This window comes from Gordonia sp. NPDC003504 (genome assembly GCF_053587995.1).
In genome coordinates, this window is record NZ_JBSFPC010000009.1 from 102,978 (window position 1) to 120,203 (window position 17,226).

16 protein-coding genes are annotated in these 17,226 nt (G+C 67.4%); 5 read left to right on the plus strand and 11 right to left on the minus strand.

The annotated features are described in order from the left end of the window. The first annotated feature begins 31 nt into the window (after nucleotides 1-31). Nucleotides 32-1,222 (plus strand): oxygenase MpaB family protein, encoded by a 1,191-nt coding sequence (locus ACWDPV_RS17020; RefSeq protein ID WP_449743952.1) that lies wholly within the window; start codon nucleotides 32-34, stop codon nucleotides 1,220-1,222. 9 nt (nucleotides 1,223-1,231) lie between these two features. Here the strand turns inward: ACWDPV_RS17020 and ACWDPV_RS17025 are convergent, their stop codons facing one another. Together ACWDPV_RS17025 and ACWDPV_RS17030 are read right to left on the minus strand one after the other, a co-directional pair. Beyond that, nucleotides 1,232-2,152, minus strand: coding sequence for an MBL fold metallo-hydrolase (locus tag ACWDPV_RS17025; RefSeq protein ID WP_449743953.1), 921 nt, complete (start codon nucleotides 2,150-2,152; stop codon nucleotides 1,232-1,234). 3 nt (nucleotides 2,153-2,155) lie between these two features. Further along, the gene (locus tag ACWDPV_RS17030; protein WP_449743954.1) at nucleotides 2,156-2,974 is read right to left on the minus strand and encodes an SDR family oxidoreductase; all 819 of its coding nucleotides are present in this window, start codon (nucleotides 2,972-2,974) and stop codon (nucleotides 2,156-2,158) included. Nucleotides 2,975-3,094: 120 nt separating this feature from the next. Here ACWDPV_RS17030 and ACWDPV_RS17035 point away from each other — a divergent pair, with 120 nt between their 5' ends. Next, on the plus strand, nucleotides 3,095-3,490 hold the full coding sequence (locus ACWDPV_RS17035) for a YchJ family protein (protein ID WP_348803998.1): 396 nt from the start codon (nucleotides 3,095-3,097) through the stop codon (nucleotides 3,488-3,490). A 17-nt stretch (nucleotides 3,491-3,507) separates the two neighbouring features. Here the strand turns inward: ACWDPV_RS17035 and ACWDPV_RS17040 are convergent, their stop codons facing one another. From ACWDPV_RS17040 to pcaH, 5 genes are all read right to left on the minus strand, one after another. Further along, nucleotides 3,508-4,887, minus strand: coding sequence for a DUF1731 domain-containing protein (locus ACWDPV_RS17040; RefSeq protein ID WP_348803997.1), 1,380 nt, complete (start codon nucleotides 4,885-4,887; stop codon nucleotides 3,508-3,510). Between the two features lie 82 nt (nucleotides 4,888-4,969). After that, on the minus strand, nucleotides 4,970-5,359 hold the full coding sequence (gene pcaC, locus ACWDPV_RS17045; RefSeq protein WP_348803996.1) for a 4-carboxymuconolactone decarboxylase: 390 nt from the start codon (nucleotides 5,357-5,359) through the stop codon (nucleotides 4,970-4,972). Further along, a complete protein-coding gene (locus ACWDPV_RS17050; protein ID WP_348803995.1) occupies nucleotides 5,356-6,561 on the minus strand; it encodes a lyase family protein in 1,206 nt (401 codons plus the stop codon). The genes pcaC and ACWDPV_RS17050 overlap by 4 nt, the downstream gene beginning before the upstream one ends. Nucleotides 6,562-6,564: 3 nt before the next feature. Next, the gene (pcaG, locus tag ACWDPV_RS17055) at nucleotides 6,565-7,116 is read right to left on the minus strand and encodes a protocatechuate 3,4-dioxygenase subunit alpha (protein ID WP_348803994.1); all 552 of its coding nucleotides are present in this window, start codon (nucleotides 7,114-7,116) and stop codon (nucleotides 6,565-6,567) included. Beyond that, nucleotides 7,116-7,901, minus strand: a complete 786-nt coding sequence (gene pcaH / locus ACWDPV_RS17060; protein WP_348803993.1) for a protocatechuate 3,4-dioxygenase subunit beta — start codon at nucleotides 7,899-7,901, stop codon at nucleotides 7,116-7,118. The genes pcaG and pcaH overlap by 1 nt, the downstream gene beginning before the upstream one ends. 71 nt (nucleotides 7,902-7,972) lie before the next feature. Here pcaH and ACWDPV_RS17065 point away from each other — a divergent pair, with 71 nt between their 5' ends. Next, the gene (locus tag ACWDPV_RS17065) at nucleotides 7,973-8,725 is read left to right on the plus strand and encodes an IclR family transcriptional regulator (protein ID WP_348803992.1); all 753 of its coding nucleotides are present in this window, start codon (nucleotides 7,973-7,975) and stop codon (nucleotides 8,723-8,725) included. A 68-nt stretch (nucleotides 8,726-8,793) separates the two neighbouring features. Here the strand turns inward: ACWDPV_RS17065 and ACWDPV_RS17070 are convergent, their stop codons facing one another. The 4 genes from ACWDPV_RS17070 to ACWDPV_RS17085 form a co-directional block, all read right to left on the minus strand. Next, a complete protein-coding gene (locus ACWDPV_RS17070; RefSeq protein WP_348803991.1) occupies nucleotides 8,794-9,426 on the minus strand; it encodes a DUF2461 domain-containing protein in 633 nt (210 codons plus the stop codon). A gap of 94 nt (nucleotides 9,427-9,520) precedes the next feature. Then, entirely contained in the window at nucleotides 9,521-11,761 is a 2,241-nt protein-coding gene (locus ACWDPV_RS17075) for a molybdopterin-containing oxidoreductase family protein (protein WP_449743955.1), read from the minus strand. 73 nt (nucleotides 11,762-11,834) lie between these two features. Beyond that, a complete protein-coding gene (locus ACWDPV_RS17080; RefSeq protein WP_348803989.1) occupies nucleotides 11,835-12,728 on the minus strand; it encodes an NAD(P)-dependent oxidoreductase in 894 nt (297 codons plus the stop codon). A gap of 26 nt (nucleotides 12,729-12,754) precedes the next feature. Continuing rightward, the gene (locus ACWDPV_RS17085; RefSeq protein WP_449743956.1) at nucleotides 12,755-13,558 is read right to left on the minus strand and encodes a hydroxypyruvate isomerase family protein; all 804 of its coding nucleotides are present in this window, start codon (nucleotides 13,556-13,558) and stop codon (nucleotides 12,755-12,757) included. A gap of 257 nt (nucleotides 13,559-13,815) precedes the next feature. Here ACWDPV_RS17085 and ACWDPV_RS17090 point away from each other — a divergent pair, with 257 nt between their 5' ends. Together ACWDPV_RS17090 and pflB are read left to right on the plus strand one after the other, a co-directional pair. Continuing rightward, complete coding sequence (locus ACWDPV_RS17090; protein ID WP_348803987.1) at nucleotides 13,816-14,661, plus strand: DUF5995 family protein; 846 nt, start codon at nucleotides 13,816-13,818, stop codon at nucleotides 14,659-14,661. Nucleotides 14,662-14,919: 258 nt separating this feature from the next. Then, complete coding sequence (gene pflB / locus ACWDPV_RS17095; protein WP_348803986.1) at nucleotides 14,920-17,202, plus strand: formate C-acetyltransferase; 2,283 nt, start codon at nucleotides 14,920-14,922, stop codon at nucleotides 17,200-17,202. The last annotated feature ends 24 nt before the right edge of the window (nucleotides 17,203-17,226 follow it).

The following is a 17,226-nucleotide window of genomic DNA, read 5'->3' on the forward strand; positions in this document are numbered from 1 at the left end:
AAGTGAGGAATCCTCGTGTTTGGATGATGGCATGACATCTGTGCCACCCACCGACCTGGTGAACGCCTCCCGCGCGCGTCTGCAGTACGGCGTCGCGGGCGACACCTGGATCGACGCCATGTGGCGTGCCGATGACCGCGCCGATGCGGTGGCCGGCATGCAGGATCCGGCCGGCCGGTCAGGTTTCGCGCTGCTGGCGACCGCGCTTGCCGACGGCATCGACGCGGTCACCGAACCGCCCACCGAACTCATCGACCTGTTCACCTCGCTCGACACCGAACCGGACTGGCTCGAGCACGACCGGTGCGACCGGGCCGCCGACAGTCTGGTCCGGCACTTCCCTGCGATGGCCATCGTGCTCGCGGCCGCATCTCTGCTGCGCGGGGCGGGCAACAGCATCGCCGGAAAACCGTTGGCGCTCACCGGGCGATACGGCACGATGCCCGGTGTGCGGTCGGTGGAGGTGGGTGAGTGGCTCCGACGTGTACTCACCCCCGGTGGAATGCGCCGTGACGGTGAGGGATTCGCCTACACGGTGCGCGTGCGGATGATTCACGCGCACGTCCGCAAACACCTGCTGCGCACCGGGGTGTGGGATCACGACGCGTGGGGTGTGCCGATCCCGCAGCCGTATATGGCCTTCACCCTCGCCGAGTTCGGCCACATCGCGATCGAGGCGATGGAATCGCTCGGCGTGCGGTTCACCGACACCGAACTCAACGACATCTATCACCTCTGGCGCTACGTCGGTCACGTGATCGGCATGGACGACGATCTGAATCCGACGTGCGCGGCCGATCATCGCCGCATCGAGGAGCTGTACCGACTGACCTCGCCGGGCCCCGACGAGTACGACCGCGAGTTCGTCGCCGCCCTCAACGCCGACTACCTGGTCCCGGAGTTCGCGAACACGTTGAAGCTCCCTGAACGCCTTCGTCTTCCGGTCGCCACCGCTCTCATCGAAGGATATGAGCGGGTATTCCTCGGCGATCACGACGCCGACGCCCTCCAGATCGCCGACCGCCGGGTCAAACACCTCCTGCCCCGGCTCTCGCCACTGCTCCGATTGGTCGGGCGCGCGCAGGTCCGCCGGGCCGGCGGCCTCGAGGCCTTCACCGCGCAGGCCTACGCCGAGCGCGATGTCGAGATGTCGCGTATGCGTGCGGCCTACGGGATGACCCACGACATGGTCGACACCGCTCCCCAGGAGCAACCGGCCTAGCCGGTGACCCTACATCCGGCGGTATCGGCCGGGTTCGGCCTCGTCGACCGCGCCGACTCCGATGAGCCGCTCCAGATGCAGTGTGGCCGTGCGGCGTTCGACGGCGTTGACCCATGGTGCGTCGACGTGGGGGCGATACACGAGTCGGTGGGCGACGATCTCGTCGAAGGTGCGGGGTTCGGCGAGGAACTCCACGAGTCGCGCCTCACGTTCGAGGATGCGGGAGCGGTACGCGGCCAGCCGGGTGGCGAACTCCGCGCGACCGGTGACCACGCCCTTGTGGTGAAACGTCCCGTACCAGCGGGCATCGATCTCGCCGACGCGGTCGATCGAGGTCAGGAAATCGTCGACGCTCGACCCCACGACGCCGTACATGGGACCGAACGACGTGAGATCGATGTCGGCGAGGTAGAGAAACCCGTCGGGTTCGATGAGCACCCCGCAGTGCCCGGCGGTGTGGCCGGGAAGGTGGATGACGGTCGCGATGTGATCGCCGAGGTCGAAGGTGTGACCGGCATCGATGCCGATCACCCCGGGACGCTCGGCGGGCAGACCATAATCGGTGACCAGCGCATCCGACATGGCGTCGAGTTCGTCGGGTTCGAGCCCGTAGCCGGCGATGAGCACCTCCAGCGACCCGACGGCGGGCGCGTCGAGATGGTGGGCGTAGGTGTCCGCGTCGAAGTGACGCAACCCCGCGATGTGGTCCTCGTGGGCGTGACTGATCAAGACGGCGTCCGCGCCGACCGGATCGCGATCGAGCGCCAGCGACGGGTCGATGACGAGGGTGCCCTCCGACCCGCGGACGACGACGCTGTTGCCGTACGGCACCACGCCACCGTTGGCCGCGGTGAGAACCGTGACGGTGCCGTAGCGGTGCTCGGCGAACGGTACGTCGGCGGGCGCGGTGTCGGTGGGCGGTGTCGGCACGGTTCAGCCCTGGGTTCCGATCGTGGCGACGACGCCACCGTCAACCAGCAGGTCGGTCCCGGTGACGAACGACGAATCCGGGCCGAGTAGGAATGCTGCCGCAGCGGCGATGTCGTCGGCGGTGCCGACGCGCCCGGTGCCCGATGAGGCGATCATCGCGCGCATCGCTTCGCCGCTGGGGCCGGCGAGTTCTTCCTGACCCATGGCGGTGGCGATCACGCCGGGGGAGATGCTGTTGATTCGGGCGCCGCGCGCACCCCAGGTCCGGGCGGCCGCGCGCACTCGAATATGATTGGCCTGCTTGGCAATCCCGTAGGCCAGGGCAGGGTTGGTGCGCACCTCACCGCCGAGGGCGGGCAGCTCCAGCAGGTCGGCGACGGCGGTGGTCGCCAGTGCAGTGACCTGATCCGCGGGGAGCGGCGGGAACATGTGCCCGGCCATGCTCGCGATCGCCACGCCGGTACCGCCGGGCGCGATCACCCGTCCGAATGCCTCGAGTGACACCGCGACACCGAGCAGGTCGACATGCAGAATCGCCTCCGCGGAGGCCTGCACCGGCGAGAGACCCGCGGTGTGCACCACCTGTGTGACCGGACCGAGTCCGGTCGCCTGCTCGACCAGGGCCGACACCGAATCGGTCGACGACACGTCGACCGGATGGCCGCTGACGTCGAATCCCTCCGCTTTCAGCGTCGCCACGTGCGCGTCGAGGGCGGTCTCGTTGAAGTCCGAGAGCAGCACGCGTCGGCCGCCACCCTGTCGTCGGGCGATCGCCATGCCCATCCCGCCGGTTCCGACAATGACGACGACATCTCGTTGCATGACAGCCCTTCATTTCGATGATTCTCGATGACGAGAAATCTTCCCGGCGACGGCGACGATGTCAAGGACGTGACGTCCGGTGCCGCCCACCTGCGCCGAGTCGGCACGTAGGCTGTCGGGGTGCGAACCGTCGATCGAGATGCCAGGTGTCCGTGCACATCTGGGCTCACCTTCGAGGAGTGCTGCGGTCCGGTCCTCGCCGGGCGGCGTCGGGCTCCGACCGCCGAGGCGCTGATGCGTTCCCGATTCACCGCGTTCGCGGTGGGCGATGCCGAACACCTGCTGGCAAGCTGGCATCGGTCCACCCGTCCCGCCGACCTCGACCTCGACGACACCATCGACTGGTACCGCCTTGATGTCCTCGACACCGTCGGTGGCGGACCGTTCGACACGACCGGGCAGGTCCGATTCACCGCGTTCTACCGGGGCCCGGGCGGACGGGCGAGCATGACCGAGCACAGCCGATTCGAGCGGGTGGACGGCTCGTGGTTCTACCTCGACGGAGACCAGCTGTAGCCGCGGATCACTTGCGGTCAGCTCGGCAACAGGTCGGCAAGTGCGTCGTCGAGCGTCGGATGGGTGAACCGGAAACCGGCGTCGTCGAGGACCTGTGACCGGGCGCGGCGCCCGGTCAGTCCGAGTGCGGGATCGGTGCGCAGCGCGATGGCGCCGATCTTGAGTACGGCCGCCGGGGTCGGCGGTGACGGCGGACGGTGAACGGCGCGGCGCAGGGATGCCATCAGATCGGAGTTGCGGACCGGGTGGGGACTCGCACCGATCACGATGCCGTCGGGAATCGTGAGGTGTGGGTCGAGTCCGAGTGCGGCCCGCGCCACGGCGAGCCAGTCGTCGACGTGAATCCAGCTGAACCACTGCCGGCCGGAACCGACCCGACCGCCGAGACCGAGCCTGGCCAGATCGGTCAGCCGCTTCATGGCCGGGGCTTGGCCGTCGAGGACGATGGAGGTCCGCAGGATCACCAGGTGGTCGGTGTTGGCGCCGGCCACGGCGTCCTCCCACGGCTGCGCGACACCGGTCATCTGCGGGAGTCCGGCGGGCACCGGAGTGGTCTCGGTGCACCAGGTCTCGCCCATATCGCTCCAGATGGCCGTGGTACTCGCCTGCAGCCACCGCTGCACCGGCGTGCTCCGCTGCTTGGCGGCCTCGACCAGCACCCGGGTGGCGTCGACGCGAGAGTCACGCAGCGCCGCCACATTTCGTTCGGTCGGACGACAGTCGACGAGTTTGCCCGCCAGGTTCACCACGGCCACCCGATCCGGTGCGCTCACCTGCGACGCCCACGCACCCAGTGTGCGTGCATCCCACCGTTCCTGCCGGAACGGGGACGTGTCGTCGATGGTGCGGGTCAGCACCACGGGGCGGTGTCCACGGCAGACGAGATCGGCGGCGAGATGGCGGCCGAGCGCTCCGCTTCCTCCGGCCAGCACCACGGTGAGAGAGTCCGCGCCGGGCGCAACACCCGCCAGCTGTGCGAGCCGGGCGAGGTCGGCACGATCGGTCAGTTGCGGTTGGCCGGACAGCTCGGTCCGCGCAATGGGTCCGAAAGACGCTGTGGTGGAGATGGTTTCGGAAAGCACACACCCGCCGTCGGCGGGCTCCAGGAGAAAGTCGATGACCGCAGTCCCGACCGGTTCGGGCTGAGTGAGTTGCAGATGTCGGGCCGGTTCGACCGCGGTGATCGTGAACGGCGGTGCGAGTCGCCGATGGGCCGCCGCCACGATCGGACGCGTGGAGGTGAAGTCTCCGGTGGTGCCGACCGCGACCGGTCCGTCAAGGGTGATCGTGCGATATCCGCTGTGCCATTCCGGAAGTCGCGTCGGGTCGGACAAGGCCGACCAGACGTCGTCGGGCGGGCAGGCGAGGAACTGGGAGTACGACCGGGTGCTGGGCATGACCCACGTTAGGCCGACGATCCCGTCTGCGTCGCCGTCGGCCATCTCACAGGTGAGGTTGTCCACACGGGGCGTGGTGTGTTCACAGTTCTTCGGCGAGAACCTGACCCGCGATCCGGAATGCGGTATTGGCATCCGGTACGCCGCAATAGATGGCGCTCTGCAGGATCACTTCCTTGATCTCATCGACCGACAGCCCGTTGCGCCGGGCGGCTCGGATGTGCATGGCGAGTTCCTCATGGTGGCCGCGCGCGATGAGGGCGGTCAGCGTGATCATCGACCGACTCCGGCGATCGAGTCCGGGCCGGGTCCAGATGGTGCCCCAGGCGTAGCGGGTGATGAACTCCTGGAACTCGCGTGTGAGGTCGGTGATCCCGGCACTCGCGCGATCCACATGGGCGTCGCCGAGAACCTGACGGCGCACGGTCATTCCGGACTCGTAGGGGTCGGTGTACGCCTCGGCGTCGGTCACGATGTCACTCCTCGGAGGTGGTTGCGGGCTCGGTCCAGGGTCTGATCGACCAGGGCGTCGGTGGCCCCGAGATACTCGGCCGACGCCGGCCGGCCGGTGAGGCCGGACATCGTCTGCTGCTCGGCGAGAATGCCGTGGGCGGCAGCAAGATTGGCGGCCGCCCTGTCGGGATCAAAGCGCAGGCCGGAGAACAGGTCGGCGGCCTGGGAGGCGGCGGTCACCGTGTGGCGCGTCAGCGTACGCAGGGTGGCCCACTCGGCGTGCCAGCCTCCGTCGGAACGCTCGTCGAGACTCGCCGCGGACGCGGTGTGCAGCGTCGCCCCCAACCCGGGAGCGACGACGGCGACACGGCGCAGCAAGATGGTGAGCACCGGATTGTTCTTGTGCGGCATCGTCGACGAGCCGCCGCCGGATCCTTCGGAGAATTCCCCGATCTCGGGTCGACCGGCGACAGACAGGTCACCGGCCACATGACCCCAGGCGTCGCAGCATGTCACCAGGGCGTCACCGATGCGGGTCACGCGGCTCCGGGTCGTGTGCCACGGCGGAGCAATCGCCAATCCCAACGACACGGCCGTCGTCGAGATCAGATTCTCGGCGCCCCGCGTCGAGCCGGACAACTCCACCGGAGCGGCGAGCGTGCCGGCCGCACCGCCGATCTGGACAACCGGACCGGGGAGCGCGGCAACCACGTCGGCGGCGTCGAGAATCGCGTTGAGCCACAACGCGATCCGCCGTCCCGCGGTGCCCGGCAACGCCGGCTGGGTCAGTGTCCGGGTGAGCAGGGGAGCGTCGCGATACGCCTCGATCAGCGCGACGAGCGCCCGGATCTGCGCGGCGAGGTGCTCGCCGAGCGTCTCGACTGCCTCGCGCAGGCACAGCATCAGCGCGGTGTCGAGGGTGTCCTGACTGGTGAGGCCGCGGTGCAGCCACCGTGCGGTGTCGGCACCGGCGCGTGAGCGCAACACCGACACCAGTCCGCTGACCGGATTGCCGTCACCCTCGGCGCCGACCGCGATGGCGTCGAGGTCGTCGGTGCCGACGAGATCATGCAGATCCGCCGCCGCCGTGGCGGGTGCGACGCCGGTCCCCACAAGTGCTGCCAGCCAGGCATTCTCGACGTCGACGAGAGCATGGAAGAACGCCTGGTCGGTCATCACGGTGCCGGCGCGATGATCACCCGGCCAGAACAGGTCGCCCAATGCCTACTGCCCCGGGTAGTGCAGGAACACGGTCTCGTCCTCGCCCTGCAGGTGGATGTCGAATCGGTAGCCATCCCGATCGCGTTCGGCGATCAGGGTGTGGCGGCGCTCGGCGGGGACACCGGCGAGGAACGTGTCCTCGTCGGTGAGCGGCCCCGGCAGATATGCCCGGGTGAACAAGCGATGCAGCAGCCCCCGGCCGAACACGGTCAACAGAAAGTACGGCGCCGCACCGCCGATCGGGCCGGGTGGCACGGTGCTGAACGAATAATCGCCGGCATCGTCGGTGGCGCACCGTCCCCAACCGCTGAACGTCCACCCGTCCCGTTTGAGCGAGCCCGCGGTCCGGGGGATGGTGCCGTCGGCGTTGGCCTGCCAGATCTCGAGCAGGACATCGGGAACGGGTTGTCCGTCGCCGTCGACGACCTGCCCGTGGAAGCGGACGGCGTCGGGGCTGCGCGGCGGGACGAGTTCGTTGTCGCCGCCGAAGGGCAACGCGTAGCCGTAGAACGGTCCGATGGTCTGGGCCGGGGTGGGTGGCAGCAGGGTGGTCATCAGTTGTCCTCATCGTCGTCGAGTGGGGTGCGGTTGCTGCCGGTGAGCACGATGTCCCAACGGTATCCGGTGGACCACTCGTGGCTGGTCACATCGTGGTCATAGGTGGCGACGAGCCGTTCGCGCGCCTTGGCGTCGACGATCGACTGATAGATCGGGTCGAACGGGAACAGCGGATCGCCCGGGAAGTACATCTGGGTGATCATCCGCTGGGTGAAATCCGTTCCGAACAACGAGAAGTGGATGTGCGCGGGGCGCCAGGCATTGTGGTGGTTCTTCCACGGGTACGGCCCGGGCTTGATCGTGGTGAACGAATAGTTGCCCTCGTCGTCGGTCAGGCATCGTCCGACGCCGGTGAAGTTCGGGTCGATCGGTGCATGGTGCTGATCCCGCTTGTGGATGTAACGCCCGGCGGAGTTCGCCTGCCAGATCTCCACCAACTGGCGACGCACCGGCCGACCCTGCCCGTCGACGACACGCCCGGTGACCACGATCCGCTCACCGATCGGCTCCCCGCGATGCTGGATCGTCAGATCCGATTCGAGCTTGTGGACGTCACGCTCACCGAAAACGGGTGACCAGAGTTCGAGGGTCTCCGGGTCGGCGTGATGCGGGTCCTTGGTGGGGTGACGCAGCAGGCTGCTGCGGTAGGGCGGGTAGTCCAGGCGTGGCTGGGTCTCTTCCACCCCGGCGTGCTGATAAGCGGTCTCGATCGCAGCGATCTCGCCACTGATCTCCCGCTGGCTCGCCGACGCGCTGTCGGGATTGGTGTTGATGGCTGTCATGGAGCTCACAGTAGGTGCGCCGATGTGACCCAGGAAAGGGTAGTCTTCCACTCAGCGGAAAGGATGGGCGAATGGCGGGTAACACCTCGACAGCGGGGGCGACCGTGACCTCGCGGGTGCTCGCGATCATCGGCGCCTTCGATGAGCGACATCGGGTGCTGACGCTCTCCGAACTCGCACGCCGCGCCGACCTGCCGGTGGCCACCGTTCATCGTCTGACCGCCGAGTTGGTGGCGGGGCAGGCCCTGGCCCGACGCCCCGACGGACGTTTCGTGGTGGGACGACTGTTGTGGGAGGCGGGATTGCGGGCGCCGATCGAGGGGCGACTCAAGCAGGCAGCGGAACCGTTCCTGCACGATGTGTACGCCGCGACCCTGGCCACGGTGCATCTGGCCGTGCGCGACGAGGCCAAGGTCCTCTACGTCGAGCGCATGGCGGGACGGGCATCGGTGCCCATCGTCAGCACGGTGGGCAGCCGATTGCCGTTGCACTGCACCGGAGTCGGCAAGGTGCTGCTGGCCCATGCCCCGGCCGATGTCATCGACACCGCGATGGGCGACCTGATCCGCATCACCCCGCACACCATCACCTCCGCCGATGTGTTGCGGCGTCAACTCGAGACGATCCGGCGGGACGGATACGCGACCACCAGCGAGGAGATGTCGCCCGGGGCGTGCTCGCTGGCGGTCCCGGTGATGCCGTCGAGTGACCCCGATTCCGTCGTCGCCGCGATCGGCGTGGTGGTCCCCACCCTGAAACGCGATCGGCAACGCCTCCTGGCCGCACTGTCGGTGGCGGCGCGGGGAATCGGGCGGCAACTCTGAGCGCGTCGAGTGTGCGCCGTATCGCATCGAGTGGGCGCCGCGTCTCTTGTCGCGGCCACCCGACCCAATCAGGCGTTGGCGTGTCGCAGAATCCAGTCGATGAGCGGCGTCGTCTCGCGCCAGTCGGCACGGACCACGTCGACGAGTGCGGACGTGTGGATGACCGGTTCGAATCCGTGATCGCGCGTCACGGTGAGGGTCTTGTGACGGAGGAGTTCGATGCGGGGATGGTCCTTGGGATAGCCGCGGGGCGCGGTCTTGAGCCGGTCGCCACCCACCTCCCAGCCGGCCTCGGCCAGCGCCGTCAGCATCCGCTCCAGTTCCCGCCCCGACCGCTCGTTGTCGATCGCGGATCTCAGCGCCGACAATCGTTCGGACCCGAGGTCGTAGACGCCACCGCCCACCCGCACACCGGGCGCGCCGATCTGGACGTAGTACCCGGTGGCCGGCGCGACCGGCACGTAGGCGCCCTGATGAGTCTTGTACGGCGACTTGTCCTTTGAGAATCGGACATCGCGGTACGGTCGAAACATCTTGGCCTGACCGAACTCGGCGGCGAGCGCATCGGTGAGCGCTGTCATCGGTTGCGCCACCGCGGTCCGGTACACCTCCTTGTGCGACTCCCAGAAGGCCTTGGTGTTGTCGATCTCGAGGTCGTCGTAGAAATCGAGTGCGGCCTCGGGGAATCCGTCGAATGTCATGTCGCCCTTGCGTGCGCTGGGGATGGTCGACAGGTGATCGACCTCTGCTCCCTACCGTACTGTCGGCACGATCGACGCGGGAGTTCGATGCACATCACCTCGCGGCCGGCGCCGAACTCGCCGCGGGTGATCGTGAGGTGCGGTCCACCGGGAGGACCTGAATCGGCACCCCGGTCATGTTGGCCATCCCGGCAAGCCGTTCGAGGTCCACCGGGTCCGAGGAGATCAGGGCATTGACGTTGACGCCACCGGACCCGAGATCGGTCTCGGCCGCCGCATTGGCCTTGCGCCACCCGCCGGAACCGTTGTGGCCCCAACCGTGCGGGATGGCCACCACGCCGCGTTTGATCTGGTCGGTCAGGGTCACCGGCAGCGAGATACTACCGTGCCGCGACGTCACGGTCACCAGCTCACCGTCACCGATACCACGGTCCAACGCATCCCGGGTGTGCATCCGCGCGGAGTGTGTCCGCCCACCCCGAAGCAGCAGGGGAGCATTGTGCTGCCAACTGTTCTCCGAGCGGATCTCACGCATTCCGATGAGACGCAACGGGAATCGTTCGTCTCCGACGTCGTCGAGGCGATCGAGTTCGGCGAGGATCTCCGGGGCGTCGAGGCGCACCTTGCGGTCGCGGTGGGTGACGGTCGTGCGGAGCCGGCCGGGGCTGAGGCCGTCGGCGACCACGGTGCCGTGCGGGAAGTCGTCGATGAGCCTGCGGTAGGTCAGACCGCCGCGTCGCATGCCGAAACGGTCACCACCCAGGCCGAGGCGAATCACCAGATCCGAGACGTGACGTGGGGTGAGCAGGCCACCGACCGCTCGAGACACCGTGTTACCCAGGTGCATCAGTGCGAGGAGGGGACTGCGCCGGGCCAACGCCGCGACCAGGTCGTTGATCACCGTCCATTCCTCCCGTGCCTCGCCCATCGGTGCGATGACCGCCTCGGTGGCCTGTTTGAACGGGGTGGTGAACAACGCCTGAAAGGGGAGCAGGAAGTCGGCGCGCTCGTACATGGTGGTCGCCGGAAGGATGTAGTCGGCGTGCGCATTCGTCTCGTTGCGGTAGATGTCGAGGGACACCATCAGATCGAGTTCGCCGAGCGCGCTGCGTAATTCGTCCCCGTTGGGGACCGACAACACGGGATTGCCCGCCGACACGAACAGCGCACGCAGCTGGCCGCGCCCCGGCGTCGTGATCTCCTTGGCCATCACCGACGCCGGGGCGGTACCGAGGACCTGGGGTAGGTTGCCGATCCGGCTGCGTCGACCTGCCCAGGTGAAACCCGGGACGTGCGCCAAGGCGCCGATCGCCAGTCGCTGCCCGGGAATCCCCAAGTCGCCGAACATACTTCCGCCGACCACATCCAGATTGCCCGCGACCAGGTTCACCATGTCCAGCAGCGCGGTCGTCAGTGTTCCGGTCCGGCCCAGCGAGGTCCCGATGCGTCCGTAGACCGCGGCGCGTTCGGTGCGCACGAGTCGCCGGGCGATCTCGCGCACGGTTTCGGCATCGATGTCGGTGCGTGCGGCGGTGTCCTCGGGCGCGAAGCCCGCTGCGGTGCGCGTGAGGGCGTCGACACCACGGGCACGTGTGCGCAGTTCGTCCACGTCGACGAGTCCCTCGGTGAACATCACGTTCAGCAGTGACAGCAGGAACAGGGCGTCGGTGTCCGGGGTGATCGGCAACCAGTCGAACTCGCGCGCGGTCTCGGTGCGTCGCGGATCGATCACGAGCACATCCCCGCCGCGTTTCACGATGGCGTGCAACCCGTCGCGGATGCGAGGTGAACTCATCACGCTGCCGTGCGACACGATCGGGTTGGCGCCGATGATGATCAGGAAGTCGGTGCGATTGATGTCGGGAATCGGTGCGGCGACCGGGTTTCCGTAGAGGAAGTGACTCGCCACAAAACGATTGTTCACGTCCTGCGAGCCCGCCGAGTACACGTGCGGCGAGCCGAGCAGACTCATCAGCGCCGCCGTCCACAGGGTGTGTCCGGTGGAGAAGGTCGCCGGATTGCCGAAGTACCACCCGATCGACGAGTTGCCGTGCGCACGCTGCACCGCGCCGAGACGGGCACCGATGTCGGCGAGCGCGCTGTCCCACGACACCTGCTCAAAGTCGCCGTCGGGGGTTCGCCGCAGCGGATGAAGCACCCGGTCGGGATCATTGACGATCTCGGTGAAGGCGATGCCCTTGGGACAGGCGAAGCCGCGCGAGAGCGGATGCTCCTTGTCCGGGCGCAGCGCGATCAGCCGACCGTCCTCGACGGTGGCGATCATGCCGCACAACGGTTCGCAGATTCGGCAGTAGGTGGGCTGGTCCGTCCGCATGCCGGGGCTCCTCGTGAGACGACAATTCTGGCAACGAGTGTTGCACGATTTGCCGCCGATGGTGGCCGATCGGTCAGGCGGAGGGATCCGGTAGACGCCCGGAGAGTCGCTCGACACCGCGGAACAGCGCCGAATGGTCGAGCCCGCCGTCGCCGTTGGCGCGCGCCGACGCCATCAGCGAAGCCACCAACGAACCGACGGGAAGCACCACACCGGCATCGCGTGCCGCCGCGGCCATGTTGCCGAGGTCCTTGTGGTGCAGATCGATTCGACCGCCCGGTGTGAAGTCGCGGTCGAGCATGCGCCGTGCCTTGGTGTCGAGCACCGCCGACCCGGCCAGCCCTCCGCCCAGCACCCGAACGGCGGCCGCGGTGTCGACGTCCTGCGCTTCGAGCAAGACCAGTGCCTCGGCGAGGGCTTCGATGTTGGCGGCCACGATGAGCTGGTTGGCGGCCTTCACCATCTGCCCGCTGCCACTCGGTCCGACATGGGCGATCGTCGCGCCGACCGCCTCGAACACCGGCGCCGCCCGGTCGAATGCGTCCTCGGCACCGCCGACCATGATCGACAGCGTGCCCGCGATGGCGCCCTCCTCACCGCCGGATACCGGAGCGTCGAGGAAGGCGTGACCGACTGACGCGGCCCGCTCGGCCATCCGGATGGCGGCGTCCGGAGCGATGCTGGAGAAGTCGATGATGACGGTGTCCGGTGCGGCGTGCGCGAGCACCCCGTCGTCGGCGGTGAGCACCTGCTCGACGTCGGCGGCATCGGACACCATGAGCGCGACGATGTCGGCGCCGGACACGGCCTCGGCGATCGAGGCGGCCGTCGCTCCGCCGGCATCGGTGAGCGCCCGGGCGCGCGAGGGTGTGCGGTTGTAGCCGGTCACGGTGTGCCCGGCGCGGACCATGTTGATCGCCATCGGGCTGCCCATGATGCCCAGGCCGATGAATGTGATTGTCGCCATGGGTGATTCCTCCCTGGTGTCGGTGGTCATGCCGGGAAGTCCGACAGCCAGTCGAACGGATCGGCGCGGGTGGCCCGGTACTCCAGGCTGATCCACCCCCGATAGGACTGCGTGTCGAGGATGCGCACATACCGTGCCAGATCGAGGTTTCCGGTGCCCGGTTCGCCGCGTCCGGGTGCATCGGCGAGTTGGACGTGGCCGACGTGATCGGAATGGACCGAGAGCACCTCGTCGAGGTCGTCACCGTTGACCGCGAGGTGATAGAGGTCGGCGAGCAGCATCACGTTGTCGACGCCGTGCTCCCGGCGAACCCGATGGCAGACGGCGAGCGCGTCGACGGCGTGCAGCAGGGGATAGGCCGGTATGGCGCTGAGGGGTTCGACGAGGATCGTCGCACCGATCGCGGCCGCGGCGCGTGCGGCGATCGCGAGGTTCTCCGTCGCGAGCTCATTCTGCGTGGCCGCCTCGAGGCCGTCGATGCGATTGCCGTACAGGGCGTTGAAACCGACTGTGCCCAGCCGTTTCCCGATCTCCATGGCCACGTCGACGCTGTCGCGGAACTCACCGGAGCGCGTGGGGGAGGACAGTAGGCCTCGTTCACCGGCGGCGAGATCGCCGGCGGCGAGGTTCAGATGGGTCAGCCGGACGCCGGCATCCTCGACGGCTGTCACGAACGCCTCGACGTCGCGATCGGCGGGCACCGCGACGTCGAACGGCCACCAGAATTCGACGGCGTCGAAGCCGGCGTCGCGGGCGTGCCGTGGCCGGTGCAGCAGTGATGCCGCGGTGAACAGGATGGAGCAGTTGACCGTCAGGCGGCGCCGGTCCACGTGGTCAACCCGCCGTCGGCGACGCTGCGGGCAGCGGCCAATCCCGATGCGAAATATCTTGTGCCTCTGCACTATCGACATCCACTGTGCCGGGAGTGCGCGGTGCGGACCGTGCGTTCATGTGATCAGCGTACGGAGGTGCCGACTGTCGGTGCAGCAGGCAGGCGGACCCGCCCGACATCGCTCGCCCCGGGCGGGCACTGGATCTGCCATTCGGAGGATGGGCATCCGGGCGTCCGCAGCGGATAATCGTGCCCATGCCCGCCCGTCCCGCAGTTGTCGCGCCGCCGGACCCGATCCCGGCCGTCACCACCATCGACGAGGTGGTGGTGGCCCTCGACGGCATCATCGCCTGGGCCGGTCCGGCCGCGAGTCGGCTCGGCTACTTCGCGGCGCTGTACAAGCGCATCACCCTCGCCGTCGGCGTCGCGGTCGAGAACGGAATGTTCGACGACGGTCCGCGGATGGACCGCCTCGACGCCGCGTTCGCGTCCCGCTACCTCGACGCCCTCAACGGGCATTTTCACCCGCACCTGTTCCCCAAACCGAGCCGGTCGTGGCGCACCACCTTCGCGCACGCCACCGATCCCGAGCCGATCATCGTGCAGCACATGCTGTCCGGTATCGCCGCCCACATCGTGCTGGACCTGGGGATCGCGTCGGTGGAGGTCGCCGGTCGTGGTGGCCTGACCGATCTCGACCACGACTTCACGACGATCAACGCGGTCCTCGCCGGCCAGGTGAGCAGCATCGTGACCGACATCAACGAGCTCTCGCCGGCACTGGCCGAGATCTACGCGGTCCTGCAGCAGAACCAGATCTTCGCGATCAACGCTGCGATCAGGGAACTTCGGGACAGCGCATGGCGATTCGCGCATGTTCTCGCGTTCACCCCGGGATTCGCCCGCGCTCCGGTCATCCTTGCACGAGATTTCCAGGTGTCGGGAGAATGCGGGCTGGTCTTCGACCCTCCCGGGCTGGTGGGTGTCCTCGACATCGCCGTCACGCAGATCGCCGAGCGGGAAAGCCGCGACGTCGCACACAACATCGCGGTGCTCGACGAGTTGGCCGCCACGCCCGCGCCGATCACCACCGAACTCTGACCGGGGTGGCCGCTCGCCGTGGCGTAGAAGCGGCATAAGAGTCGTGGGCACTTGGGGATTCGGACATCGATGAGCGAGTCAGGCTCGGGGTTCCCGGCTGTCGCGACGTGGATTCCGTGGACGACACATAGGACCTTGTACCCTTCTGACGTGCAGTTATGCGCTCACGGTCGTACCGTTGACGTAAGCGAAACCAGCGCCGAGTTCGCCCCGCGGGTGATCCCGCGGACGGATGACCCCGGTCGAGAGGGCGAGATCATGAGCACTGAGCGAGTCACCGATCCGACAATCCGCGACGGTCACACCGATCCCCGCCTGAGTGCATGGCATGGATTCCGGCTGGGGGATTGGTGCGACCGCATCGACGTCCGCGGCTTCATCCAGGACAACTACACACCGTACGACGGCGACTCCGCATTCCTGAGCGGGCCCACGGACCGCACCACCGCGATCTGGTCGCGGCTGTCGCAGATGTTCCCCGAGGAACGCCGCAAGGGCGTCTACGACGTCGACTTCGAGACACCCGCGGCGATCACCGCGCACGGACCGGGATACATCGACGAACCCAACGAGATCATCGTCGGATTGCAGACCGACGCACCACTGAAACGGGCGATCATGCCGTTCGGTGGCTGGCGGATGGTCGTCAAGGAACTCGACACCTACGGATACCCGGTCCCACCGGAGCTCGCCGAGATCTTCACGAAGTACCGAAAGACCCACAACGAGGCCGTCTTCGACGTCTATCCCCCCAATGTGCGGGCGGCACGCAGCTCCCACATCGTGACCGGCCTACCCGACGCCTACGGCCGCGGCCGGATCATCGGCGACTATCGACGGGTGGCGCTGTACGGGGTGGACGCGCTGATCGACGCCAAGAAGGTCGACCGCATCGACCTCGACATGGAGCCCTCGACCGAGGACGTGATCCGCGACCGTGAGGAGAACGCCGAGCAGATCAGGGCGCTCGGTGAGCTCAAGGAGATGGCGGCGTCCTACGGGTACGACATCTCCGGTCCGGCGACCACGGCCCGAGAGGCCGTGCAGTGGCTGTATTTTGGCTACCTCGCGGCGGTGAAGGAGCAGAACGGCGCCGCGATGTCGCTGGGCCGCACGTCGACGTTCGTCGACATCTACCTCGAACGTGACATCGCCGATGGCATCCTGACCGAGGAGTCGGCGCAGGAGATCATCGACGACTTCGTGATCAAGCTGCGGATCGTCCGGTTCCTCCGGACGCCGGACTACGACGCGTTGTTCTCCGGCGATCCGACCTGGGTCACCGAGAGCATCGGCGGTATCGGTGAGGACGGTCGCCCATTGGTCACCCGGACCTCGTTCCGTTACCTGCAGACCCTCTACAACCTCGGACCCGCGCCCGAACCGAATCTCACCGTGCTGTGGTCTCCGCGACTTCCTCAGGGATTCAAGGACTTCTGCGCCGAGGTATCCATCGACACCTCCGCCATCCAATATGAGTCCGACGAACTCCTCCGCGAATCGTGGGGTGACGACACCGCGATCGCGTGTTGCGTGTCGGCGATGGCGGTCGGTAAGCAGATGCAGTTCTTCGGTGCCCGCGTCAACCTCGCCAAGGCGCTGTTGTATGCGATCAATGGCGGTCGCGACGAGATCTCCGGCGCTCAGATCGCGCCGGCGAGTTCCCCGGCGGCCGGTGACGTCCTGGAATTCGACGCGGTGCTCGCCGCGTACGACCGCTTGCTGGACTGGCTTGCCGAGACTTACGTCGATGCGCTCAACTGCATTCACTACATGCATGACAAGTACGCCTACGAGCGCATCGAGATGGCCCTGCATGATCGGGTTGTGCTGCGCACCATGGCATGTGGGATCGCCGGCCTGTCGGTGGCGGCGGACTCGTTGTCGGCGATCAAGTATGCGACGGTCCGTCCGGTCCGTGACGAGACCGGCCTCGTCGTCGACTATCGCGTCAGTGGCGAGTTCCCCTGCTTCGGCAACGACGACGACCGCGTCGATGACATCGCGGTCGACCTGGTGCACCGGTTCATGACCAAGATCCGCGCCCAGCAGACCTATCGGCATGCCCGGCACACCCAGTCGGTGCTGACGATCACCTCGAATGTGGTGTACGGCAAGCACACCGGCAACACCCCCGACGGACGACGGCTCGGCGAACCATTCGCTCCCGGGGCCAACCCGATGAACGGACGGGATGTGCACGGGGTGATGGCGTCGGCGTTGTCGGTCGCCAAGATTCCGTATGCCGATGCGCAGGACGGTATCTCGCTCACCACATCGGTCGTCCCGTCGGGGCTGGGGCGTACCCGCGACGAGCAGGTGCACAATCTCGTCGGCATCCTCGACGCCTACAACGTGTCCCACGGATTCCACGTCAACATCAACGTGCTGAACCGCGAAACCCTCGAGGACGCGATGGAACACCCGGAGCGCTACCCGCAGTTGACGATCCGCGTATCCGGATATGCGGTCAACTTCGTGCGATTGAGCCGGGAACAGCAACTCGACGTGCTGTCGCGGACCTTCCACGCAGGTCTGTGACGGTGTCCGAGAGATTCGGTGGCG